Genomic DNA, 26,635 nt, shown 5'->3' with positions numbered 1-26,635 from the left:
GTGCTACGTTTTGTACCGGCATTTTGGCAATTTCTTCACCTTTTACAGAGGATATGGCTCCGGTAATATTTTTTCTTGATTTCGTTCCGTATCCTACTACAACTACCTCATCGAGATTATTGGTATCGTCTATTAATTTAGTATTGATAGTCGTTCTGTTTTTAACCTGTACTTCGGTAGTTTTTGTTCCCATAAAAGTAAATACCAATGTAGCATCGGGTTTTACTTTAATTTGATAAGCACCATCGATTGATGTAACAGTACTGTTTTTGGTTCCTTTTTCGTAAACTGTTGCACCGGGTAAGGGTAGTTTTTGCCCATCACTTACTACACCGGTCACTGTAATATTTTGCCCATACGTAACTATAGAAGTTATCAGCAGCAAAAATAAAAATATAGTCCTTTTCATAATTTTTGTTTAAACCGGAATAAGTTTTATGCTTATTTCCTAATTGATGTTATTTAAGTTGGTTTTGGTTTTGTGAATAAATCAGCCACTATTTTTGTTGTGGTGGAGTAAAATATAACAAATAATTAACCTGAGAAAGGGGCTGGGGAATTTTACGCCGGATGAACAGAAATAGATTCTGCAGTAGTTGGTTTGTTTCTTTTGGATTAGTCATGTTTTTTTTGGATTTAATTAAAACAAATATAGAAATCGGGTATATACGGCAGTTTTGAATACGTCCAAAATGCTATTGATTTTGATTAATACAACGTTTTAGTTACCCGAAAACAAAGGGGGAATAAGGTTTTTATATTGTTTTTTTAAAATATTTTTCTAAAGAAAGTACCATATTTACTACTCAATTTTGAAATAAGGTAGTGGGATTAAAAGTTAAGCGAAATACAGGAAATTGTTAAGGTGAATCGTTGTCTTTTGAGGGTGATTTTTATCGAATGATTGTTGATTTATTTTGATGTTTCAGATAAAACTTATTAATTTAAATTTCAGTTAATGATTTATTGTTTGAGTAAGGAGATTTTAATTTTAAAATTGATTTTTATTTGAAAGTATTGGTTTGGAATTCGTAAAAAAAATATTGCGGAATGGCACGCGGATGACGCGGATTGGCTATCGCGAAAACACAGATGATTGCGGATTTTTTTTTGAAACCTAAAGCCCTAGCCCCGATAGAAGTGAAAATCCTTTTGTGGCGGGGTTTGCCACAAAAGATTGTAACGTATAGCGGGATTAGCTCCTAAAAAAAAGACGTCTAAAAAAATATCTTTAGACGTCTTAATAAACTTAATCTTTAAATTCTTTACTCCTGTAAACGGGCTTTTACCTCACTTTTCTTACCATCAATAGTAATACTTAAATTAAGGATTCCTTTTTCGAAATCATTGCCTGCATTTGGTTTAATGCTGATTTCAGGAGCTTTATTGCCATCGTACGGGTAAACTATACTTATAAATTGTTGTGTTGTGGTATCTTTTTTAGGTTTTTCGAATGCAAAAGCCGGTCTGGTGATTTCTTTCGCGTAAGCATACGATACTTTTCCTTCTTCTTCATTTAAAGTTACCTTATCGGTGTTTAAGGATTGAATCAAAAGGTTATTTCCATCTTCGTAAGTAGTATAAACTTTATTGTTTACTTTATCAAAAATGGGTTTGCTGTCTTCTTTTATTTGAAAATGAACTCCTAAATTTCCTGTGGCTTTTCCGATAGCTTTATCAATGAACAAAAAGTATTTTTGATCGATAAAAAGAATACTTCGTTGATGGTTAAGATTGGTATAACTTGGGTTCGTATAAGTTAATACATCGAGGTTTTTACTGGTTTTCCATTTGTTCTGTCCGGCTTTGGTGATGATCATATTCTCATTGTTCAAGGTCAGGGTAGAATGTACTCTTGTCTGACGAAACCAGTTTCTCATTTTGGTTACTTCGGCATCACCGCTGTAAATATAACAGCCGCTATCAGGGGTAAAATTGCGTCCTTTTACCCAAAGTTCAAAAGTTCCGTTATCAGGCTGGGCATGAAATTCTGCAGGCGGACCGGCTTTTACAACCATAATGGTTGCTTTACTGTCCCATCCGTTTCTAAAGGTGTACAATCCTCCATTTGGGAATGCATTTGACAAATACTCAGGCAATTTTCCTGAGGCTCCTTCTGTAGCAAAATATTCGATAAGTCCATCTTTAGGAAACATTTTTGACCAGCTTGCAAATTGCTTTATTCTAACGTTTTTATCGACAACCCAGCTATCACCAAACATAGGATAATTGTAATTAGGGAAAGATATGTTGGCGGTAACGAAAACCATTTTTTCGATTGTTTTGATATACGATTCCGGAAATTCATTTTCTACGCCGGCCATTTTTGCAGCATTATAAGCCTTTGTAAAAATTTCGATACAACCCACATGATAGGTTGGCGAAAGTTCCCATTGCACGCCGTCAGCAAGGACTTGTAATTTTATTTCGCGGTTCAAAACTTCGATACCGCTTTTGCGCCATTCTGTGGCCTGTTTTAGTTCAGGGAAAAAAGCCCCTGCGCCCAATACTCTTTGTGCTTCAAACAATAAATGATTTCCTTCTTTGCTGTAATTGGCAGGGATGTAAGAGGCTTGTTTGGTATAGCTGTTTAAAAACTCCAATAAAAATGCTGGTGTAAAATTGGGAGAAACCACAAATAAATTGAATACACCCGGAAAGCTTTGTATGCGTTCTGATACTTCAAGCGGACGCCAGGCAATACCGTCATTTTCTTTAGAACGTCCTAAATAATTCTTTTTCTCCCAATCGCGAAACTGAAAAATCCATTCTTTGGTATATTTTTCATCACCGCTGCTTCGGTATGCCAGTCCCATAGACTGCCACCAATATACACGATGCAATTGCCAGCGCACTTCGTTATCTTTTACTGGCCATAAATCCCAGTTGATATCTGCTCCATAGTCAAAAAAGCCGTAACCTTTATGTGGCTGGAATTTATGCACTAAGGCATTATCTGCTTTTTCCTGATTGGCTTTTCCTATGTCTTTTCCTTTAAATTGAGCTTCTTCACCTAAATTAAATTCAGAATTTCGAATGTTTTTGCGATTGCGATAATAACTCAAAAGTTCTTTTGCGGCATCGTCATATTTGCCTGAATTAAAAAACTGGTTTGCTTTCTCTAAGCCCGGGTAGGCAAGATTAATATTATCGAAACTTTCTTTGGTAATGGGCTTTTCTTGTGCTTTGGCTAAAAAAGCCATCAATAGCATAAAAAATAATGCTGTTGCTTTTTTAAGATTTATCATTGTGGTTGTTTAGTGTATAGAAGTTAGTTTTTTATCAATTTAACTGTTTCTTTCTGTTTCCCCTGACGAATTTCTGCAAGATAGACTCCTGAATTCCAATCGCTTCCTATTTCAATTGTTTGTCCGTACTCAGATTTAAGTGATTTGACTTTTCTCCCTAAAATATCATATACAAAAATAGAGATAGTATCTGCAGCATCACTGGTTACGTCGATTTTAAAATTGGTTTGCGAAGGATTAGGGGAGACAATTACCTGAAAATCATTTGTTTGTCGCTGTGTTTTTTTGGTGCTTAAAGTTGGTCTAACCAATTCGGTTTGAATGGTTAATCCGTTGATGGTTGTAAAGACAACATCCGTATTTGAACCGTTGATTGTAGTGGTTACATTGCTTTGTGGCGCAGCTAATTCCCAATAACCGCTAAGCGTCAGTGTAACAGGATCTGCTTGCGGCGCTCTGTTTAAAATGGCATTCTGACCACTAATCTGGCTCCATTTATAAGTTTCATTTGCTGTCAATAAACCCAGATTCGGATTTGTAAGGCTTACTTTTAGTTGGTTTCCTCCATCAACTTTTTGAGTCATTACAACGGCTGGTTTGTTGACGCTTACTACGGCATCATAAGTAAATACGGTGGCAGGATTAAAAATCACATAACCAAATATGTTGTCCGGAATGTACTGCACAATATGCGCCTGACTGTTTTGATGGTAAATTTTAAAATAAGAATTAAAATTATCAGCAAGCTGTTTTGTGGCGGTTTGGCCGCCCTGCATTATAACAGCATATTGAAATTTCCCTGCAGTAGGAGCGATACCATGATTGATATATGCCGTTGTAAAATTGCCTGTTGTATCCAGCGTATTGGCATTATTACGAGAGTTTTGTACGGAACGAGTTACGGTTACAGGATCTGTATTGTTAGCGTTTGACGGAATTACATAACCATTCCCGATAGCATCTGTAGCCCAGAATGCTCCGGTTGTTTGTGTCTGGGTATAATTGGTGCCAGTTGCCGCTGTATCATTCACGTAAGTGGGAGTATTGATATCTGCCAACGCCGTTTGAAATAAAGTAGTGTGAATAGGATATGTACCGTTCACATCTCTGATATTGGTTGCCAGACAAAGTATTATATTTTTGAAAAAGAAATTAGATTTTTGAGCCGTCATGGGTGTCACAGAATTAAAGTCTTTATAATCCATGCCAAAAACACCATTACTGTCTAAAGAGCCGTGTGCCAGAAAAGATTTTCCGTTCATTTCGCGCATAGTACCGGTTCCTAGAACACTTAACGGAAGGCTGGCAACCGAAGTTCCGGGTATGTGTGACCAATCCCAACCGTTTTCGGTATAACCATTTGAAGTTCTGGTGACAGGATTTCCTGTGGTAAGTATTTCTAATGCTCCTGCAGAAGTGTACCTCCCAAAAACATTTTCGGTAGCCGAGCTTTCGAAGTGCCAGATATTTTTGCTGGTTCCTTTTACGCTGGCCTGAAATCCGTTGTATTTATGCACGCTTAATCCGGCATAAGGGAAATTAAATTGCCCTTCGGTTATTTCAGGAAGCGGGGCAAGGCCAGCATCTAAAGTCTGCAGCATATCCATCAAACCACCAGGTGTGTAAACCAGAGTAATCGATAAAGCATTCATTCTGAGTAAAACTGTATTTGCAGTTGAGGAAATACCCCAAAGACGTACAAATTCTCTTCCGGCATCAGCATTAGCAACAGGATCTGTTACATATAAAAAAGCCAGTGCAGGTCGCAAATCATTAATCGCATCTGTATTGGTAGGGAATCTTCCGGCAAGTCCCAAAGGCATTTCAAAATCTTTGCTGAATTTACTGTAGGTTAAAATAGCTGTTTTTAGATTGTTTTGTGCTTCGGTATTCAATTCATAGGCGGTGTTCTTTAGCATCATATTCAGGATCGAAGATTGGTGCAGGGCTTCTGTACCATACGAATTCGAATAGGCTCCTCTGTGATGATAGGTTATAAAATCGGGTTTAATGCAATCGTTCCAGCCATTACTGATTTTTAGGGCATTACTGAGGAAGCGTTTTAGAAAATCCATATTGGCAAGTTTAGAATTATCTGTGTCGTCCTGGGCCAATACGTAGCAAAGTCTTTGTTGAACAGAAGAACGAACAACATCAGAGTTAAAACCCGGATTGGTAAAATTAAAATCAGGATATTCAGGTGCTATAAACGCTGTGAGTGTATTAAGCGCTCCCATATGATGCGCAAATTCACCCGCAGCAATTAGTTCTTCTTTCATTAAAAAAATAGCTGTGGCATATCCTGACGAACGCAAACAGACTCCATGACCACTTGTAATCACTTCTTCGGTAGCCGGAATTGCCAGATAATCAAAATTGGTTGTGCTGCTTATTCCTTTCGCTTTCATATAACTAAAAATGCTTAAAATCATGTCTCTTACTGCCGGACTGTGATAATCTGGATTTGGAGCAGCAGCGGATCCTTTTAACTGATATAAAAAGACAAGCCTGATCAGTTTTAGTTCTACCAGATCCTGATAGGCTTTTTGGTCTGTACTTAGGGTGAAATTCCATACCGGACCCGGATTGGCAAAATTGTAGGCCGATAAATTTTTAGCTGCTATTCCACTGCTTAAATAACGGCTGTATCGTTCGTTCACCTGTAATTTTGAATAATCGAGATTTTCACCTGTAAGCCAGTTTTGATATTTTGTTTTAATGTTGTTGATTTCACTCAATTGAGCATAAGAGAAGTTGAATACTATGGCGATTAGCCATCCGGATAAAAGTAATTTTTTACGCATAAGATTATTTTTTAAAGAGACTAATTATTAGAATTTTATTGTTCTATTTATGCTGTATTCTTAGCAATTATTTCGTTAATGTTATAATGTTTTTTGATCAAACTATCAGGTAAGGAGTTGTTTCGTATATGTAGTATGTTAAATGCTTTTGGCAAACAGTTTATCATTTAGAATACATAATATGCTTTTATTATCCCTGAACTGATTCGTTTAATAGCATTATCTCTTCCGCTGGCAAATCATCAGATTAACGGGGTTTTAAATCTCAATTTTTTTGATGGCAGCATATCTTTTTAGTGCCTCTAAGTAATAATAGTCAGCATAATCAAGTGGTGTATCAATTTCTGAGTTGTATAAAAAAGCGCCAACACTATGTTTTAATAAGAAAAAATTATTCTCGCCAGGTTTTGCTAAATAAGCATCCGATGATAATGACTTTAGAATATCTTCGGCATAGTCAGCGTATTTTTTTCCGTCTTTTACCTGAGTGCTTAAATCGAGTAGAGCAGAAGCTATAACAGCAGCAGCCGAAGCATCTCTTGGGGCACGCTCTGTAGTATCTAATGCATTGTGTACATCAAAATCCCAAACGGGTACTTTATCTTTAGGCATACGAGGATGGTTTATGATAAAAGAAGCAATATGTTCTGCTTGTTGCAAAAACTTTGGATTTTTGGTATTGGCATAACACATTGTATACCCATATAATCCCCAGGCTTGTCCGCGCGCCCAGGCCGATTCATCTGTAACGCCCTGATGTGTTGCTTTGCGCAATACTTTACCTGTTTTTGGATCATAATCTACCAAGTGATACGAACTGTAATCTTTTCTAAAATGGTTTTTCATGGTTGTTACAGCATGAGTATTTGCAGCATTTGTATATTCCGGTTTGTTAAACTGGCTGGCACTCCAATACAAATACTCCAGATTCATCATATTGTCGATAATTACAGGATAATGCCACCATGCAAAATCCCAGGAACGAATTGTACCAACAATCGGACTAAAACGTGCGTAAAGGTTCGCTGCGCCATCTGCCAGAACAGGAAGATATATTTTATCACCGGTAATTCTGTACGCATTTCCGTAAGAGCAATAGAGCATAAAACCAACATCATGGGTGTTTTTTATATTTCGGATAGAATCCAGGGCAAGTGTAAACTTTTTAGCTTCTTCTGCCAATGCTTTATCACCTGTAAGTTCATATCCGTACCAAAGACTTCCGGGGAAAAAACCCGTTGTCCAATCGGTTAAACCAGCTAATCTTACGGTTCCATCTGGATTTACAGAACGCGGATTTTTCCCGGGTTTATAGGTTTGTGCCGCTTTGTTTAATTGAAACTGAATAACCTCTGTTGTTTTTTTAAACCAAACCAATGAAGGGTCATCTGGATTGGGTTGAGCAAAAGTGCCCAGGTTCATGGTAAAGAGGACTAGAAATAGTTTGAAGGTTTTTTTCATGGTTTATCGTGTATATCTGTATATTGTTTGTTTTGAATATTTATAAAGCGAAGTTAAACTTGAGGTTCAAAACGGACTTTCAGTTTTTATTATAAATGTTTTGAATTTGTGTAAACATCAATTTTGACATTGATTGTTGTTGCATTTCCAAAGGCAGAATGTATTTCAGGCGTGTTACAAAATGGCAGGCTTTTGGAAACCTTTGATAAAAGAGTTACTTAATCAGGGTTTAGCATACCGCATGCTTTGTACGATTCCTTTTTTAACTTATCTTCGCGGTTTATACATTGGTGAGTGTTTTTAACTCATTTAAAAATCTAATTTGTGAAACAAAAACAGGAAGACGCAGCAGACAATCAGCTTAAACGTGGGCTGACTAACCGCCACATTCAGTTAATTGCCTTAGGCGGATCAATAGGAACAGGTCTTTTCCTAGGCATTGGTCCGGCGGCTGTATTAGCAGGACCCTCTGTTATTTTAGGATATGCTGTTGCCGGGATTATCGCTTTTTTTATTATGAGACAACTTGGCGAAATGGTTGTCGAAGAACCTGTATCAGGAAGTTTTAGTCACTTTGCCTATAAGTATTGTGGTTCTTTTGCAGGTTTTGCATCCGGTTGGAATTATTGGATTTTATATATCTTAGTGAGTATGGCTGAACTTACAGCCATTGGTGTTTATGTACAGTTTTGGTGGCCTGGAATTCCGCTTTGGGCATCCAGTTTATTTTTCTTTCTGGTTATTAATGCTTTAAATTTTGCCTCGGTAAAAGTGTACGGAGAAACTGAATTTTGGTTTTCGATCATAAAAGTGGTTGCCATTATCGCCATGATCCTCTTTGGTACTTATTTGCTAATAAGCGGTACAGGAGGAGAACATGCCACAATTCATAATTTATATAACGACGGAGGTTTCTTCCCAAAAGGCTTCTTTGAAAAAACGACTGATGGCAGTTTTCAGGGTTTATTAGCGGCAATGGCACTAATTATGTTTTCGTTTGGAGGCTTAGAACTTATTGGAATTACCGCTGCTGAGGCAGAAAACCCGGAAAAAAACATTCCAAAAGCAACCAATCAGGTCATCTATAGAATCCTTATATTTTATGTGGGTGCATTGGTCATTTTATTTGCTTTGTCACCGTGGCAGCAAATTACTACAGATAGCAGCCCGTTTGTAATGGTTTTTCAAAATCTAAACGGAATGGAATTTGAGCTTTTTGGCAACAAAATATTTTTTACAAGCCTTATTGCCAATGTGCTTAATCTAATTGTTTTAACCGCCGCTTTATCCGTATATAATAGCAGTGTATACAGTAACTCACGTATGCTATATGGTTTAGCAGATCAGGGCAATGCTCCTCAGTTTTTAATGAAGCTAAACAAACAATCAGTACCTATTAATGCCATTTTAATTTCATCCTGTTTTGCAGCGATCTGTATTTTAATAAATAAAATAGTTCCAAAAGAGGCTTTTAGTATTTTAATGTCTTTGGTAGTGTCTTGTTTAATTATTAACTGGGTGATGATTTCTTATACGCATCTACGATTTAGACGATCGAAAGACAAGGAAGGCACAAAAACTAAGTTTGCTTCCTTATTTTATCCGGTAAGTAACTACATCTGTTTCGTATTTTTATTGGGTATTTTATCCATCATGTGGATTACCGATATGAAGTTATCCGTAGAATTAATTCCTATTTGGCTGGGAATTCTTTTTGTATGTTATAAAGTTTTTAAAATAAAAAAATAAATAGCTTTTACATCATTTGTTATCAGGTATTTATTCTTGAAGTATAGTTGATTTTCAATGCCATACTTTCGTTTTTTAGTGCCATGGTAGCCCTTTTACCTTCAATCCTAAAAAGTGTGATAGTACAGATTTATAATCTGTGTGCTGTCGCATCCAGGGTTATGTTATCGTTTTTTCCATTAACTTAGATAAAAATATTTGCTTTAATTATACTATCTGAGCACATTTTTATAAAGAAAGTAATTTTTAATATGATCAAAAAATATAAATCCAATAAGATATATTACCAAAGTACAATAGCACTTGCAGGGCCTGTTGTCATTTCTCAGCTCGGGCATACCCTGGTGCAGACTCTCGATACAGTGATCATAGGTCATTATGCAGGAACTATATCATTAGCGGCAGTCTCGCTGGTTCATTCCGTTTTCATGGTAGTCTTGGTCATTGGATTAGGGATTGCCTACGGATTAACTCCTTTGATTGCACAAGAAAACGGGAAATCAAATTTTAAGGAATGCGCAGAGCTTCTGTCAAACAGCTTATGGCTTAATGTTGTATCTGCAATTTTTCTTTTTTTAGTAGTGTACTATGGTTCTATGTTTGCCATGCAGCACGCAGAGCAGGATCCTCAGGTGGTAGAAACTGCAAAACCTTATTTGCTTATTTTAAGTTTATCTATTCTGCCATTGATGGTATTTCAAACCTTCAAACAATTTGCAGAAGGGCTGGGTTTTACAAAACAAGCCATGTCTATAACGATATGGGGAAATGTGCTCAATGTGATTATCGCAGTGATTTTGGTAAAAGGAATGTTTGGGATTGAGCCAATGGGAGTTAAGGGGGTAGGAATTGCAACATTGATAGATCGTATTTTAATGATGCTGGTTATGATGTGGTATGTACTTCGTTCAGAAAGTTTTAAGGTTTATATACAGCATTTCTCGGTTAAGTTTATTAATGTTTTAAAAATTGTCAAAGTGGTCAAAATAGGATTGCCTGTAGCCATGCAGTATGTATTTGAAATTGGAGCGTTTGCCGTTGCTGCTTTAATGGCCGGTCATATAGGCGCAACAGAACAGGCAGCTCATCAGACAGCAATAACACTTGCAGCAATGACCTACATGATGGCAGGAGGAATTGCATCGGCTGCCACTATTAAAGTTGGAAATAGTTTTGGAAATCAAAACTACAAAAGACTCCAGAGGTTTGCTGCGGCGTCTTATCATTTAGTGATCATTTTTATGATGTTCTTTGCGGTGATTTTTACACTTTTTAATCAATATTTACCTTACCTGATAACAAATGACACCACTGTTGTAGCGCTGGCGGCACAATTATTAATAATTGCTGCAATATTTCAGCTCTTTGATGGTACTCAGGTGGTCGGACTAGGAGCACTAAGAGGAATGGGAGATGTAAACATTCCCACTTTTATAACCTTTGTTGCTTATTGGATTATTGGCCTTCCTGCGGCCTATATTTTAGGAATTCATTTTGATGCAGGAGTACAGGGAATCTGGTATGGTCTGTGTCTCGGTTTGTTAACATCATCTGTCTTACTGTATTTAAGGTTTCGATATGTAATAAATAAAGCCTTGCAAAAATAATAGGCTGTTACATAATGTTGTAGGCTTAAATAACCAGCTTCTTACTATTATACTATGAACAATATATTTTCTGACAGCGACCAAATAGGAGTGGTATCTACTTTCTCTGAACTCGTACATACCGATTTCAACGGAGAAATGAATGTGCTATGCTGGTACCGAAATTTGGATGGTGATTTTAATGAGATTGTAGCCAAGTTATCTTTAGAAGAAAATATAACCGAAGTTTATCCTGAAGATCTAATCGCACTCCAACTGTCAGAAAAGGGGAATATCGCAAGGGAAATAATCTTAAACGATCTACAATTATTAACTGATTTTGGCGCTTCACCTGCCCTTAATTTACTAAAGTGTTACGAACGTGATGATGAATTTGATTTCATATCGACCGATGTGTATTCGTTTCATGTGGATCGTTCGCCCATTGCAACAGATACTTTTTTATGTACTTATCACGGAGCAGCAAGTGATATTATTCCGAATTCGCAGGCAGGGCAAAAAATCCTGATTCCGGAAATCCGAACAAAGTTAAAAGAACTGTATGATGGACCAGAGGAAGAATTCGAAGATTTTTTGAAGGAAAATTATTTTGATTTGCATTATCAGTTACATGACGATGCAGAACCTGTTAATTTAGGAGTAGGGCATCTTTGGCGTCTGGCCGTAGATCATCCAAAACAACAAGTGCTGCCTTGTATTCACAGAGCGCCAATAGAAAATGAAGGCGAATATAGGTTGTTGTTGATTTGTTGAGGAAGTTGTAGCAAGATTAAAATATACTAATTGCTCATACTAGATTAATAAAGTTAGTTAAAACCCATTATCAATAAAAAGGGATTCGATAATCTAATTAATTCTACATAAAAAAAATATAATCGTTTAAAACTATGAAAAATAGATTCCTTTTAATTTTTTTGCTATTCTCTATCTTTTCCATGGCTCAGAGCTCAAAAGGAAAAAACATTAATATCAAAACTTTAATCGATAGTGCGGCAAATAGAATGATTAAAAAACCTTTAATTCATTCTACGTCAATTGCAATCATTTATTTGGGACAAGAATTTATTGGTCATTATGGAGAATTAGAAATAGGAAAAAATAATTGTCCCGATAATAAAACAATTTATGAAATAGGTTCTTTAAGCAAAACATTTGCAGGAACACTTGCAGCCAAAGCAGTTCTCGAAAAAAAATTAAATATTGAAGATGAAGTCCAGAAATATTTACCAGAAAATTATCCAAATCTAAAGTACGGAAAACAGCCTATTCTGATAAAACACTTGCTTTCGCATACAAGCGGATTTCCAAATATGCTCCCATTTGAAGCAAATACAATTCTGGACAATTTTACAAGCCACGATACTCCTGTAAAACTCAATGAACTTTATAAAAACTACGGACAAAAAGATTTTTTAAGAGATCTTCATAAAGTTAAAATTGATACCGTTCCAGGTTCTAAATATTCTTATTCAAGTGCAGGCAGCCAACTTATAGCTTTTATTTTAGAAAAAGTTTATAAAACAAAATATGAAAAACTGTTAACAGATTACCTGACTAAAAACCTTGCAATGCAGGACACAAAAATAAGCCTTTCTAATCAGGAAGCACAAAAGCTTGCAGTAGGTTACCATAGTGATAATAGCGTAATCACATCGCCAATGCCGCAATTACCATGGGGAGCATCCGGTAATATGAAATCGACAATACCTGATATGTTGAAATATATTAAGTTTCAGCTGGAAAATAATAAAATCGTTGCTGAATCACATAAAACAATTGTAAAATTCGACAAGGAGTTTAGTATTGGTTATTTCTGGAATATCGCTACAGAGGATAAAAAACTGGGAACCTTTTACGTTCATCACGGCGGAGTGCCACGTTCTCAATGTTATATTTATATCGTTCCAAAATACAATCTGGGTGCATTTATCATCACGAATCAAAGTGGTACGGATACAGCCAAAGTTATGGAAGATGCATTAAATGAAATATTCGAAAAAATAACGATAACTAAAGGAAATGACTAAAATTGTTAGTGCCTTAAGGTGAATCAGTTGTTGGTGATTTGTGAAGGAAATTGTTGGGGTAATGCAGTTTAGGAAAGCTTTTTGAACCCTAGAAAACTGAATAAAGCGGAAAGATTAAATAGCAACATGATGAATAGAATATATAGCTTAGTATATTTCCTGTCCTGGCTACAGATGAGGGTACTGAAAAAGTGATAAAACATATTGACGGGATTTCCAATAGTTTAATCCATGAACATGAAGAAAGTAGAATTATTGGCTGCTTACTTGTAATTGTTTTTAGTTTAGTAGTTTTATTTGTTACCTTGCCCGAAAATTTAATTAAATAATTTTCATGAATAAAAGCGGGCCGATAATAATTGTAGAAGATGATCCGGATGATCAGCAATTTTTAGCTGATGTTTTTGAACAACTTCGGTATTCAAATAAGATTATTTTTTTTAACGATGGAGAGCAGGCACTTCATTACCTTACCGCTACGACAATCGAGCCTTTTATTATATTCTCTGATATAAATATGCCAAAACTTAATGGGATAGAACTCAGAATAAAAGTTCACGAAAATGAAGATTTGAGAATGAAATCTATTCCCTATCTTTTTTTTTCGACAGTAGCAGAACAAAAGCATGTAGTTGAGGCGTATTCAAAATCTGTTCAGGGATTTTTTGTCAAACCATCCGACTTTAACCAAATGAAAGCAATGATAAAAAATATAGTCGAATATTGGCAAAATTGCGTTTCGCCTAATTACGTAAAATAGATTCTGGTATTACTGAATAAACAATGATAATAATGCATCGTATCGAAGCAAGTAACTGGTTTACCATTTGAATTTGAATTAAAAATTTTAACTTACAGCATCTTTTAATACATCAGCTGCTGCAAAGGCAGGGTTACTATAAATTCTGCACCATTGTCTTTTTCACCTGTGGCAGTAATTGTTCCGTGATGACGTTTGGCAATTTTTCTGCAAAGCGACAGACCAAGCCCATTTCCTTCATACTCATCTTTAGAGTGCAGTCTTTCAAAAGCATTGAATATCTTTTCAGCAAAATCAGCATCCATTCCTATACCATTATCTTTTATTGAAATTCTTACTGCATCAACCTCTTCAATACTTGTTGAAGAGCTCGTTATGATCACTCTGGGAGGTTCATTCGCTTTTGAAAATTTAAGGGCATTCTGCATTAAATTATAAAACAGCTGGCTTATAAGAATAGGAAATCCCTCAATCTGCGGCAGATCACAACCAATAAATATGGCGCCTTTTTCCTTTATAATTAGTTCGAGATCTATTTTTATACTTTCAATAACTTCATTAAGATCTATTTTTTCAATAGGCTGAGTGTTGTTGCCTAAAGTTGAATAGGAGAGGATTCCCTCTATAAGATTTTGCATTCTTTGAGTCGAATGATCTATTTTATTGAAATACTTTTTACAATTATCATTAAAATTAATATCTTTTTCATTTCTTATAAGGTTATTGAAAATCTTAATTTTTCGAACAGGCTCTCTTAAGTCGTGACTTACTACATTGGCGAAATGCAATAGATCTTCATTGGATCTTTTCAGCTCTTCGGTGCTGCCGGCAATCTGTTCTTTTAGCTTTTCTTCAAATTTGCGCTGTTCATTGATGTCCTGAACGATTCCAATAATTGTAGCTGGAGTACCATTTTCGTCTTTTATAATTTCTCCTGTAATTTTTGCCCACTTGACAGGCTGGTCTTTATTTACAATACGTACATCATAGCATATTTTTCCGGTTATCAGTGCCTGTTCATGGGCTTTCGAACGCACAGCGAGGTCATCTGGATGCAGCTTTGCAATAATTTCTTCATTAGAAATTTCACCTTCTATTGACCAAATGGAATTAAAATGTCCGGATGTTTTTATTTTTTTTGTAGCAAGGTCTATTTCATAAGTACCAAGATCTGAAGCTTCAATGGCCATTTTAAGTCTTTCCTCCGAGCTTTTTACCTGTTGCTGCGCCAAATGCAGGTCAGTTACATCTGTACCGGTATTCATTATTCCGTAAACAATACCTTCGGCATCTTTAAGAGGTATAAAACTGTAATTGAAATAATGGGTGGTCATAATTCCTTCGATAACTAAATCTACTCTTTTATTCGTACCATGAAAAGGTATGCCAGTCTTCATTACAGTTGTGGCCTGCTCGAAAAAATCATCGTTTTTAATTTCTGGCAGGACATCAAGATAATTTTTTCCTATAACCTGATCGCCCTTTCCCCATGTTTTAATCATGGAGGCATTAGCTAGTTCTATTTTGAGATTATTACCAGAGTACACTGCAATAGGCAAGGGAGTATTGTCCACTATATCATTTAAGAGACCCATATTTCGGTACATAGTGTTTTTAATTTAGTTTTATACGAAGCTATATAGTTTTTAATGACTTAGGTTACATTACATTATAAAAGTGTTTCACAATTAGGATGCGCTTAATGTTTCAATTGTTTATTAAGTTTAAAGAATAATCCCATTTATAAATCAGATTTAAAAGTAAGCATGCCAACAATAAGGCTGATGTTATAGCTAAAGTAATCAATTGAAAAATATTTTGTTTAGCTTTTATTTGAAATAATTAAACAAATTAATTTTTTTAACAATATGAATCTCTAATTTTGAGATAATATTAAAAAATAGAATCCGAAACTATTTTATTTAATAATTAAAATCCTGCTTTAAAAAAAATATCGCTTTTTAGAATCCTTAGTTTTACTTTTAGCTTAGGATACCCGTAAAAACAGTATTCCAAAACAAAAAAGAGACTCGAAAGTCTCTTTGTGGAATTAATATATCTTTATTATTTATTGATTAATTTTTCAAGCCTTGTCATCATTTCATTTCGTTAGAAATAGGCTTTAAATTAAAAAAAAAATCCTCCATTGGTAAATTGATTGAGAATTAAAGCTGCCTTTAATCTTTATCAATAATTTTAATACGGACTACCGTAATATTACCTTATTTTCAGCGTCTTTTTTAGACCATTCATATTCTTTTCCTTTTTTCTAAGATAATTATTGATGTTTTTATTCAAAATCGATTGCATAATAGTGTTAAAAAATATTTTTTTTATTTGTTTATTTAGTAATATATTATGTTATATTAGCAAAAATTAACAAATATTAATATGACAAAAATTACAAAACTGTTAAAAAGCGCGATAGTTATCAATTTGCTTTTTTTTATGACTAATTGCTCAACGGAACAAGGCAATGAAAATGATGTTTCCAGCCCGTCAGCCGAAGCAAAAATTTGGTATGAAAACCACAAAAAAGAATTTAACGCAACTATTCTCAACCACATTGATAATTTAGAATGGGAGAATGCTATAATCTCAGATGGGGATAAAGGTGAAGTTATAGAGGTTCCTTTTACCCTTCAGAATAATTTAAGTACTTCAAATAAAATTGCTACGCTATATAATGACCATCATCGTTTAATGTTTATAAAAGACGCCGAAAATGGATTTAAACTTTATCATATCCAAATCTTCAGTGATAAGCAGGATTCAAAAATCATAGATAAAGAGTTTAACTACTATAATATTCAAAAAGATTTTGATGGTAAAGTATATGTACAGGATTTGTCAATTGGTGTTGGAGAACGATTAGAATTTAAAAAGGGGTCTAAAATACTTCCTTCGATAGCATCCAAAAGTGCGACCGATGATGCAGAGGCTATAGAATGTCTTTGGTATGGATACTGGTATGAAGATGGACATTTTGAGCCAATCGAGCTTGTATATTGTTCATTAGGAGATAGCCCTGTACAATATCCGAATCCAAATTACGGAGGCGGAGGCAGTGGAGGCAGTGGAGGCACAGGGGGTACGAGCGGTACTGCACCAATTAAAATTACAAGTGAAGCTCAATTAAAAGATTTAATTGACAGTACAGACGGAACTGGATATAATATTACGTACGTTAAGCAAACTACTAATGTTGTTACGGAAATAAATATGAAAATTATGCCTTGGTTATCTGTATTATATGTTGTTACAGCAGTTAAAGTTGGAACTTCGTATGAAGTAACTAGTGTTGCAAGTGCTCTTAATCAGGCTTCGATAGGTAATACTTGGCAGCAGTTGGCTTTCGCAGCAGCTCCAGGTCCAAACAATGTAACATATGTATCTGTTATTAGTTTGTTTGGGGCAGGAATAGATACGGGAAAAGGCATAATAGGTATTAATAACGAAATTTTATATATAATTTCTGTAAACACCAAAACTGGAAAAATAATGGGAGGAAATAGACCGTAGTTTATTTTACAAAGCCCAGCGTAAATGCTGGGTTTTTTGTTTGGTAAGTGTTTTTCATATGTGTAATTGCTGTCTGAATTATTATATTTGTAATCTGTATGAAACTCAACTTTCGGGGTTTGGTTTATATTTCCTCTGTAGGTTTAACAGTAAACTCAGTTTTTTTATTAAAAATTAATTCTTTTCAAGAGATTTTAAGCATGAAAATCTTGTCGAAATGTGACTCAATATAAATTAACAGAATTTGATTCAAGTATGATTTAAAATTAGGAAAATATTTAAAAAAAATGCCCATCATAATTTGGTTGTTATCTAGTTATAAATTTAATTGTTTCCAACACATTATTCTATTTTAATACTATCGATTCCATTTTGTAATGCTTTTTCCTGTCCGATTATGGCTTGTCCTTCTGAACGGAAAACATCCACTACAGTAATGCCGATCAGCTCAAGGAAAAAGCGGGTGTAAGAAATTGCAAAATCATAGGGTTGTAATTCTCCCTGAGAATAAATTCCGCCCGAAGCAGTGGCTATATAGGCCGTTTTGTTATTTAGTAAACCTTCCGGTAAGAAGCCATTTCCGGTGTAACGAAAAGTGATGCCGGACCTTGCAATGTTATCAAAATAAGCCTTTAAAGTTGATGTTATGGTAAAATTATACATTGGTGCTTCTATCACAATAATGTCAGCTTCCTTTAAGTCTTCAATTGCTTCATCAGAATGCTTTATAACACCATTTTGCATTGAAGAACGCTCATTGGGAGGTGTAAAAAATGAATTAATCTGAATTTCACTTAAATGCGGAAGCTGCGTTTTTGTAACGTCGTATTCTTTGACAATACTATCGGGATATTTGTCGGTTATTTTTCGAACAATTTCTTTGCCTAATTTTCTAGTTGATGAATTTTCTATTTTCGGACTTGAACTTATGTGCAGTATTTTTTTCATTTCATGATTATTTTATCAGGCAAAATTATCTAAATTAGCTAATAAAAAGTTAGTAGTAAACAAAAGGTTAGTAGTAATATTTAGGTTAGTTAAAATGATGGAAAAGAAAAAAAAGGAAACCATTTCTGAGGTAGAATGTGCTAAAAAATTAGCCGCGGTTGAAGATGCTTTGTATGTGTTAGGAGGTAAATGGAAACTAAGGATTATCATAACCTTAATTAGCGGATATACGCGTTTTAATGAAGTGCAAAGAACTGTAACGGGTATTTCGGCCAGAGTACTTTCGAGCGAGCTAAAATCGTTAGAAATCAATGGATTGGTTCAAAGAGTTGTGGATACAGAAAATTTTCCGGTAATCACACAATATGTGCCAACTGATTATGCGGAAACGCTTAAAAATTTGGTTTCTGTTTTAGGAGAGTGGGGAAGCAGGCACAAAGAGCGCATATCGACTTCAGTTTAAGTGAGTTTGTTATTTGATCTAATACACTTACCGATGTTCTAGTTGAGTAGTGCAATTGGGTAACAAATTACATTTTTTGAACATCATAATATTTAGAATTTACTTTACTGTTTGGAGTATTTGTCGAGGTTTTAGTGAATGTTTAAGCATTATCTGTTTTTCATTAAAGGAGTTTTGTTTTTGTAACAAATTACATACTTTAAATATATTAACAAATAAGATTTATTTGTTAATATATTCCCAATACTATATCGATATATTTTATTTAAAAACTTTATACTTGTTAAAAAATACATTTTTTTTGGCAAGTATTTTCATGCGTACTGAATGTCGAATTAATATATCTCAACAAAAAAACTAATTAACTAAAACCTTAAACCTTAAACTATGAAAAAATTTGTTACTGGCTTAATCGCAATTATTTCCATAATAAATACCTATTCCCAAAACCTTGACACAGCATATCCTCATATTGTTCCCATGACACCAGAAGCCGCAGAATTAGCTAAATATGCAGATTCACCTGTTTCATATTACAGCGGTACCCCCAGTATAAATGTACCACTTTATGAAATTGATGCAGACGGATTTAAGCTTCCTATAAATCTTAATTATCATGCTTCAGGCATAAGGGCAGATCAGGAAGCCACTTGGGTAGGATTAGGATGGTCACTTGATGTTGGGAGCAGAATAACGAGAACCGTTAAAAGTGTTGATGATTTTATGCTGTACGGTTATGATCAGAGTTATAAAGATTGTCTAAATGGATATTATGATGCACCGGATATTGGTTCAACACTTGATAATCAATACGGCCAGCGCATGGAGCCTGGTGTATCATGTTACTATTCAGGCGTAATGGGAGATATCGTTAATTACTTAAAATATGACCCTGAACCAGATATTTTTTACTACAATATACCAAATATGAGCGGTAAATTTATATTAGACAAGTCACGTGGAGCTGTTTTGTTCGATAAATCTCATAATTTGAAAATTGAAGTAGTAAGGTCTCCTGGCAGTGTTACTTTTAAATTAACTGATAAAGACGGCAATCAATATTGGTATAATCAATGGGAAATAACCAGAAATTATTCTTCTATTGGCTGGCTGAATAAAAACACGGAAGCATTGAATGCTGTATATGACAGTGAAGCTTCAAGTTTTATTCAATGGTCACCATTTCGTTTAGAATGTGAAACATATTATGAACGAAGCGCTCAAAATCCTTATCCAATGGCGACTAGTTGGTGCTTAAGTAAAATAATTACTAACAAGGGCAATGAGATCAATTTTACTTACGATACAGAAACTCAATACCTCCCAACACAGGAATCTTCTGAAAATTATAATTATAATCTGCAAACAGCTCTGTACTATTATAAATCGAAGGTGGTTAATAATGCTTTAAGATTAAAGACTATTTCGGGTGATTTTGGTCGTGTTGAATTTACCAGTTCTGAGCGATTAGATATAAAAGGAGACAGTGAAAAATTAGATGCAGTATGTATCTATAACAGCATTAATACATTAATAAAGTGCTACAAATTTGATTATGGCTACTTTAATAATGATTATAGCGGAAATCCTATTTATGCACATGTTTTTAAAAGATTAAAGTTAAATAAACTTACAGAATATCGCTCTGAAAATCCATCAATAAGCGGCTACAATACAGCTTACTATGCAAATATCCCTCTTAATTCAGGTTATAAATTCGACTATTTTGAGGGCAGTTTTCCAGCAAAAAATTCTAAAAATGTTGATTATTGGGGGTTTCAAAACGGGAAGATATATGGTGAAAACTATTATATTGGATTAAAAATCAATAATGTAAATTATACGGGAGTTAAAAAAGAGGGGGACTTTAATAAAGCAATAATAGGAACCCTAAAAAAAATCACCTATCCCACAGGAGGAACATCTGAATATAAATATGAACCAAATTTGATTTCTGCAGGCTATTTTCAAAATAATACTTATGAGGTACCTCCGCCATTTACCAATTATTTCGCGGCAGATTTACCTGTCTATAATTATTACAGCAGTAATCCTTATCAAGATATTTATCCGCCCTCCCGCGTTTATACCTTTCAAATCACCAATCCAACTACATTAACTATTACAGGTAATCTCGAAAATTCCAGAGGGGCAATAGATCCAAATTATTACTATCGTGACCCTAATTTGAATCCTTTAGGAAGGATAAGAAAAATTAGTCCAACTACAAATACACTTTATACGTACGATTGTCCTCATCTTTATGAATTTGTGCATGGATCCGCCCCATTTGGACAGGGAAGCGAAGCTTCTGTTCCAATTAAACAATATGCCTTGGATGCTGGTACATATGAATTTACAGCCTATACACCACCTAGAGACGTACTGGCTTCCTGGAGATTATATTATGAAACTACTGCCCCAAGTCCAACATCTAATTATACAGCAGCAGGTATAAGAATAAGCGAAATCATAACAGATGCAAAACGAAGAAGATTTACATATCAAACAGGAATGATGCTTACCCAACCTGTGTTTTATTATCTTGGAAGACGGGCTGGAATTCCAAATTACATTGCGAGTTGTATTGTACAGGTATCAGAGTCTAAAGCTCCTTTATCAACTTTTAATAATGGTAATATTATATCATATGACTGGGTAGAAGAGTATATCCTTGATGAAGAAGATGATGTTGCTACTACAAGGTATAATTTTCATAATAATAATGAGTCTGATAGGTTTGATGATAATTTTCCCGACTCTCCTGTTTATATTAATTACACTAATGGATTGCTAAAATCTACAGAAAAATTTAAGACAACTGGAGGAGGTCCAAAAACACTTGTAGAAAAAGAAGAATATGAGTATACATCAACCTACAGTAATCTTATAAAAGCATTTAGAGACAGAGGACAGAAAAGGTTTGACAGTGATATATTAGAATATTACTACAAAATAGAACGGCCATTAAAAACAAAACTTATCAATACACTCAAAACAGATGATGAGAAAAGTATGGTTTCAGAAACAAATTACAGCTACAATTCTAAAGATTTACTTCAATCTACTTCTTATTCAAATGACAATATTCAAATAACAGAAAAAATAAAATATCCTTTTGATTTTAATGACGCTATAAGTAATGCCATGGTGAGTAAAAATATGATTGGGATGCCCATAGAAACCATTATTATCAAAAATAATATTGTAACGCAAGCTAAAAAAACTGAATATTTTAATAATTTGAATTTGGGGCTTTATTTGCCTAAAACTATTTCTAATGCAGAATTTAATACTCCTGTTTCTGAAGGAGCTTACAGCCCTTATTATAAACCTGTTTTAAATTTTGATAGTTATACAGCAAATGGAAAACTTATAGAGACTAAATACCCAGATGGCCCCTCAATTTATTATGTATGGGGATACAATGAGCAGTACCCAATCGCGAAACTTGAAAATTTTACGGCTGCTGATGCTGCAAATATTCAGAGCATAATTACAACTGCTATAAATGCTTCTAATGCAGATAATTCGACAGTTGCAGAAAATGCTTTACGCACTGCATTAACTAATTTAAGAAATGCAGCTCCAAATGCAATGGCTACAACATACACATATGATCCCTTGATTGGTGTAACCAGTATTACAGACCCAAAAGGTTATACCATGTATTATCAGTACGATAACTTTAACAGACTGAAACTGGTCGTTGATGCGGCTGGCAGTTTAGTAAGCAAGAATGAGTATAATTACAAACCATAAAACAAAATGGATATGAAAAAGAAACTATATATTGCATCAGCTCTATTACTGCCATTAATGGTTTTGGCTCAAACGACAACAAAAAACTATATTAAAAAAACAATCTATCAGACAGAAACAACTTCAGATGCCCAAGCCGACCAAAAAATAGAAACAATCACTTATTTTGATGGTTTAGGACGCCCTTTGCAGCGTATCGACAAGCAGGCAGGAGGACAAAGAGAGGATCTAATTACTCCATTTGCATACGACTATTTTGGAAGAGAGAAAAGGCAATACCTAAAATATGCGAGAACAGGCAGCAGTTTTTATTTTGAGCCAAGTCTTGAAGCTGATTACTATGGCGACATATATGAACTTGATGAATTTTATGCCAGTAAATATCCGAATGACTTTACAGGTGCATATGGCAGACAAGGAAATGCTTTCTCCGAAAAATATTCTGAGGCTTCCCCACTAAGCAGGATAAAAAAACAGAGCGCGCCGGGGGCATCCTGGGTCCTAAATAAATTTGGGGATGGCGATCATAGTATCAAATACGAATATTATGCAAATGATAATACAAATGACAATGTAAAACGTTTTGCAGTATCTTTTCTCAATGGAAATAAAGAAACTCCTAATATCGAACTTCAAGGAACTTATAGTGATTTGCAATTATATAAAACCATCACAAAAAATGAAAACTGGGCTTCAGGAAAAAATAACACTGCAGAGGAATTCAAAGACAAAGAAGGACGTGTGATTTTAAAAAAAAATTATGCAGATTATAAAAATAGTAATGGACAAATTATCTCTTCAGAAGCACCACATGAGACCTATTATGTCTATGATATTTATGGCAACCTGACTTATGTAATTCCTCCTAAAGCAACAGATCTTCTCTCTACTGGAACAAATGTACAAGCCAACGTAACCTCAACAGCCATTGTAACTTCTCAAAATCCATTACAACTAACAGCTAGTAATTCTATAATTTTAGCATCAGATCCAAGTGACCCTTCTAAAGGTTTTCATGCCCAAGCGGGAAGTGTCTTTAGTGCCAGCATCGTAAACAGTAATGAGAATATCCTCAACGATTTGTGTTATCAATATAAATATGATAATAAAAATCGTCTTATAGAAAAAAAACTTCCTGGAAAAGGCTGGGAATATATAGTCTATGATAAACTGAATCGACCGATTCTAACACAAGACGCAATATTAAAATTAACAAATAAATGGATCTTTACCAAATATGATGCTTTTGGGAGGCCCGCATATTCTGGTGAATACGTAAACAATTCTGAAACCTCACGAAGTGCCATACAAGGTTTAGCTAATGGAAACGCATCCCAATTTGAAAACAGAGTAACAGTGCCATTAAATATAAATAATGTGAACATCTATTACTCAAATAATGCTTTTCCAAAAAATGGAATCGATCTGTTGACAATTACATACTATGATCATTACAATGATATTGATTTAGATGGCAGTACAGCTGCTGTCACATATAATCCAGCACCAAAAGGATTACCTGTATGTGCAAAAACACGTATTTTAGGGACGTCATCATGGACTACCTCTGTCAGCTATTTTGATACAAAAGGAAGAAATATTTATACTTACAACAGAAACAATTTTCTTGATGCGACAAATACTGTAAAATCTCTTTTAGATTTTACAGGAAAAACTATAACAGCAACCAGTACTCATAAAAAAGGCATTAATCCTTTAATTACATTAGTGGATAATTTTACTTACGATCATACTGGACGTTTGCTAACACAAAAGCAAAAAATAAATAGCCAGGCAGAAGAAACAATTGCTTCAAACACCTATGATAATTTAGGGCATTTAATTTCAAAAATTGTCGGCGGAGTACAAACTGTTGATTACAAATACAATGCTAGAGGATGGCTCAAAAGCATCAATGATATTAATAATATAGGGTCCGATTTATTTGCTTTTCAAATAAATTATGATATCCCTACAACTGGAAATCCTTTATACAATGGTAATATAAGTCAAACTTTATGGAAAACTGCTCATACCGATCCAAGTCTAAAAAGTTATCAATATAGCTACGATGCACTTAACCGAATAACATATGCCAAAGACAATTTAGACCGTTATAACGAAAAACCATCGTATGATAAAAATGGCAATATTATAGCATTGTTTAGAAATGGAAATACTATATTAAACACTCCAAATTATGGCATCATAGATAATCTAAGTTATACTTATGATAATGGTAACAGGCTTTTGAAAGTAGAAGACAGTTCTAATAATAGTGAAGGATTTAACAATGGATCTAGTGGTACTAATACAGATTACAGCTATGATATCAATGGAAATATGAAAACTGATGCTAACAAAAACATTACAGATATTTCATATAATTATTTAAGCCTGCCTGTTGAGATCAATATTCAGGGAGGCAGTATTAATTATACTTACGATGCGATTGGAACAAAGCAAAGAAAAGTTATAAACGGTATTACAACAGATTATGCAGGAGGTTTTCAGTACGAGAATAATATACTGCAGTTTTTTCCTCAGCCCGAAGGATATGTACGCAATAATTCAGGAGTTTATGAGTATATTTACCAATACAAAGACCATTTAGGAAACATTCGTTTAAGTTATAACAAAAGTTTAAACATTATTGAAGAAAACAATTATTACCCGTTTGGTTTAAAACAGAAATTTCATTTAGAAACTTTTAATAATCTGGGAAATGCAACTGCACAGAAATATAAGTACAACGGCAAGGAGCTCCAAGACGAGCTGGGGCTTAACTTCTACGACTACGGAGCAAGGAATTATGATCCTGCGTTAGGGCGATGGATGAATATTGATCCTCTTGCTGAGAAGTATTTCTATTCCTCAACATATTCTTATGTTTGCAACGACCCTGTTAACTATATTGATCCAAATGGGATGGATAGATATTATATGAATGATCAAGGGAGAACAGTACTAGCATTAAAAGAAAATGCTGCTGACGTATTGTTTTTTGGAGGTAAAAATAACGAGAGCATAGTTGATACAAATAAAGACGGAAAACAAGATAGTAAGGATGGTATTACTATTAAAACTAAAGGACTTTTAGGACAACTTACAGAGCAGAAAGGAGAAAAAACTTCATTATATACTTCTACGGTGAAGCAAAGTGAAACTGCAGAGAACGATATGCTAAATGTTTTTCATTTTGCGGCTAATAATACAAAGGTTGAATTTAGTTTGAAATTCTATGAAAAGGGTGGCGAAAATTTAATATCACTAGGTACTTATAACAGTGAATGGTCATCTCCTGGATTTGGCGCTTACGGTAAAGTCAAAGCAAACAAAGGATATCATAATCATCCTTATGATGATATATATACATCAAAGCATACTGAAAAAAATTCAATGGGATATTATGGAGATGATCAGAATTTACAGGGAGACAGTTATAACGCTGCTAAGGGAAAATCTACAATTCCAAATTATGTTTTTTTTCCAGAATCAACAAATTTGTATAACATAACTCAATATGGTATTAAGCTAATAAAGAAAATAAATGGAAACTATAAAAATTTAAAGGAATGAGAAAAATAATATTACTTTTTACTATTATAATCTTTTCATGTAACAATAGTACTAATTCTTCTAAGACTGATAAATATTCTCAAATAGATTATGAGCTTTATAATAAAATATTAGAATATCAGAAAAAATATCCGATACCTAAGAAGATTAAATTAAATAAAAATGAGATTCCACCAGTAGAAAATTCATTTTTATATATTTATGAAGTAACATTTACAAAAAAGGATTTAGATACAATTGTTAGTATAAGTATGAGCCCAGTAGGAATACGCAATTATAATGGAAATTTGCCTATACAAGTTAATGGTATTTATAAAGATAAATACTTAAATGTGACTTATGTGCGAGACCCTTTAAAATTAGGTAAAAAATACATAAAAAAATATTTAACAAATAAATCAGAAATTAAAAAATTCAATATTAATAATGATATGAATATTGACCTTATTTATGATGAATTTCTTTATAGGCTTAATAATGGCAAATTAGATTTCTACAAAATAAATATAGGTAATTACTCTGCGAAGAGTTCTCTATAAAAAATTATTGATAGGCTCACAAAAATTGGAAGTAAAGTTAAGGGTGCAATTTTGCACCCTTAACTATTTCAAACCCGCTCTGCGAAGAGTTCTTATAAGGTGCTGTGCGAATGTCTCCTGACTTCGCACCCACAAGGAGAATCGACAAAGAATAGAAACAATAAAA

At 34.3% G+C, this 26,635-nt stretch carries 16 protein-coding genes; 10 read left to right on the top strand and 6 right to left on the bottom strand.

Annotated features, from left to right (window positions below):
* The 4 genes from ACQY44_RS26045 to ACQY44_RS26030 all read right to left on the bottom strand — a co-directional run.
* Positions 1-409 (bottom strand): carboxypeptidase-like regulatory domain-containing protein (locus ACQY44_RS26045; RefSeq protein ID WP_428233183.1); only part of this gene is annotated, 409 nt, incomplete at its 3' end.
* An 856-nt stretch (positions 410-1,265) separates the two neighbouring features.
* Positions 1,266-3,248 (bottom strand): heparin-sulfate lyase HepC, encoded by a 1,983-nt coding sequence (gene hepC, locus ACQY44_RS26040; RefSeq protein WP_428233182.1) that lies wholly within the window; start codon positions 3,246-3,248, stop codon positions 1,266-1,268.
* A gap of 23 nt (positions 3,249-3,271) precedes the next feature.
* The gene (locus tag ACQY44_RS26035) at positions 3,272-6,052 is read right to left on the bottom strand and encodes a chondroitinase family polysaccharide lyase (protein WP_428233181.1); all 2,781 of its coding nucleotides are present in this window, start codon (positions 6,050-6,052) and stop codon (positions 3,272-3,274) included.
* Positions 6,053-6,310: 258 nt separating this feature from the next.
* Positions 6,311-7,513 carry a glycoside hydrolase family 88 protein gene (locus tag ACQY44_RS26030; RefSeq protein ID WP_428233180.1) on the bottom strand — a complete coding sequence of 401 codons (1,203 nt, stop codon included), beginning with the start codon at positions 7,511-7,513 and terminating at the stop codon, positions 6,311-6,313.
* A gap of 324 nt (positions 7,514-7,837) precedes the next feature.
* Here ACQY44_RS26030 and ACQY44_RS26025 point away from each other — a divergent pair, with 324 nt between their 5' ends.
* From ACQY44_RS26025 to ACQY44_RS26005, 5 genes are all read left to right on the top strand, one after another.
* Positions 7,838-9,262: an amino acid permease gene (locus ACQY44_RS26025; RefSeq protein WP_428233179.1), complete on the top strand. Its 1,425-nt coding sequence runs from the start codon at positions 7,838-7,840 to the stop codon at positions 9,260-9,262.
* Positions 9,263-9,513: 251 nt separating this feature from the next.
* A complete protein-coding gene (locus tag ACQY44_RS26020) occupies positions 9,514-10,869 on the top strand; it encodes an MATE family efflux transporter (protein ID WP_428233178.1) in 1,356 nt (451 codons plus the stop codon).
* Positions 10,870-10,923: 54 nt separating this feature from the next.
* Positions 10,924-11,622 carry a DUF1826 domain-containing protein gene (locus tag ACQY44_RS26015; protein WP_428233177.1) on the top strand — a complete coding sequence of 233 codons (699 nt, stop codon included), beginning with the start codon at positions 10,924-10,926 and terminating at the stop codon, positions 11,620-11,622.
* Between the two features lie 134 nt (positions 11,623-11,756).
* Positions 11,757-12,896 (top strand): serine hydrolase domain-containing protein, encoded by a 1,140-nt coding sequence (locus ACQY44_RS26010; RefSeq protein ID WP_428233176.1) that lies wholly within the window; start codon positions 11,757-11,759, stop codon positions 12,894-12,896.
* Between the two features lie 334 nt (positions 12,897-13,230).
* Complete coding sequence (locus ACQY44_RS26005; RefSeq protein WP_428233175.1) at positions 13,231-13,656, top strand: response regulator; 426 nt, start codon at positions 13,231-13,233, stop codon at positions 13,654-13,656.
* Between the two features lie 104 nt (positions 13,657-13,760).
* On the opposite strand, the gene ACQY44_RS26000 is transcribed toward ACQY44_RS26005, so the two are convergent.
* A complete protein-coding gene (locus tag ACQY44_RS26000) occupies positions 13,761-15,263 on the bottom strand; it encodes an ATP-binding protein (RefSeq protein ID WP_428233174.1) in 1,503 nt (500 codons plus the stop codon).
* A gap of 841 nt (positions 15,264-16,104) precedes the next feature.
* On the opposite strand from ACQY44_RS26000, the gene ACQY44_RS25995 reads away from it, so the two are divergent.
* Positions 16,105-17,178 carry a hypothetical protein gene (locus ACQY44_RS25995; protein ID WP_428233173.1) on the top strand — a complete coding sequence of 358 codons (1,074 nt, stop codon included), beginning with the start codon at positions 16,105-16,107 and terminating at the stop codon, positions 17,176-17,178.
* A gap of 342 nt (positions 17,179-17,520) precedes the next feature.
* On the opposite strand, the gene ACQY44_RS25990 is transcribed toward ACQY44_RS25995, so the two are convergent.
* Positions 17,521-18,126, bottom strand: a complete 606-nt coding sequence (locus ACQY44_RS25990) for an FMN-dependent NADH-azoreductase (protein WP_428233172.1) — start codon at positions 18,124-18,126, stop codon at positions 17,521-17,523.
* 97 nt (positions 18,127-18,223) lie between these two features.
* On the opposite strand from ACQY44_RS25990, the gene ACQY44_RS25985 reads away from it, so the two are divergent.
* The 4 genes from ACQY44_RS25985 to ACQY44_RS25970 all read left to right on the top strand — a co-directional run bounded on the left by ACQY44_RS25985 (position 18,224) and on the right by ACQY44_RS25970 (position 26,469).
* A complete protein-coding gene (locus tag ACQY44_RS25985) occupies positions 18,224-18,589 on the top strand; it encodes a winged helix-turn-helix transcriptional regulator (protein ID WP_428233171.1) in 366 nt (121 codons plus the stop codon).
* Positions 18,590-18,976: 387 nt separating this feature from the next.
* Positions 18,977-22,351 carry a hypothetical protein gene (locus ACQY44_RS25980; protein ID WP_428233170.1) on the top strand — a complete coding sequence of 1,125 codons (3,375 nt, stop codon included), beginning with the start codon at positions 18,977-18,979 and terminating at the stop codon, positions 22,349-22,351.
* Between the two features lie 12 nt (positions 22,352-22,363).
* Entirely contained in the window at positions 22,364-25,930 is a 3,567-nt protein-coding gene (locus tag ACQY44_RS25975) for a DUF6443 domain-containing protein (RefSeq protein WP_428233169.1), read from the top strand.
* Positions 25,927-26,469 (top strand): hypothetical protein, encoded by a 543-nt coding sequence (locus ACQY44_RS25970; RefSeq protein ID WP_428233168.1) that lies wholly within the window; start codon positions 25,927-25,929, stop codon positions 26,467-26,469. The genes ACQY44_RS25975 and ACQY44_RS25970 overlap by 4 nt, the downstream gene beginning before the upstream one ends.
* Positions 26,470-26,635 lie beyond the last annotated feature (166 nt).

The organism is Flavobacterium sp. (assembly GCF_965277525.1).
Taxonomy (GTDB): domain Bacteria; phylum Bacteroidota; class Bacteroidia; order Flavobacteriales; family Flavobacteriaceae; genus Flavobacterium.
This window is presented reverse-complemented; position numbering and strand designations above follow the sequence as displayed.